The organism is Mesorhizobium sp. M8A.F.Ca.ET.207.01.1.1, assembly GCF_004794715.1.
In the GTDB taxonomy this organism is placed as follows: Bacteria; Pseudomonadota; Alphaproteobacteria; order Rhizobiales; family Rhizobiaceae; genus Mesorhizobium.
Genome location: NZ_SRUS01000542.1, coordinates 1 through 289, shown reverse-complemented (window position 1 = coordinate 289; position 289 = coordinate 1). Strand labels below are relative to the sequence as shown.

Annotated in this window: 1 protein-coding gene; it reads left to right on the top strand. The window is 67.5% G+C overall.

Annotated features, from left to right (window positions below):
• Window positions 1-289, top strand: a 289-nt coding sequence (locus EN850_RS35750) for a YetF domain-containing protein (protein ID WP_136093087.1), incomplete at both ends; no start/stop codon positions are given.

Below are 289 nucleotides of genomic sequence, written 5' to 3'. Positions count from 1 at the left end.
GCGGTGCAGAACGCGCTGCTGGGCACTGACACCTCGCTGGGCGGTGGCCTGCTGCTGGCGGCCACCCTGATCGTGCTGAACTATGGGGTGGGCTGGTTGACCACCCGCAATCGGCGCATGGAGCGGATGATCGAAGGAGAGCCCACCGTGATCGCGCGTGATGGCCGGCTGTTGGAGGGCGTTCTCCGCCGCGAACTGATCAGCCGTGCAGATTTCGACGCCGCGCTGCGCCAGCAGGGCGGGCTGCAGATCGAAGACGTACAGATCGCCCTGCTGGAGACGACCGGGC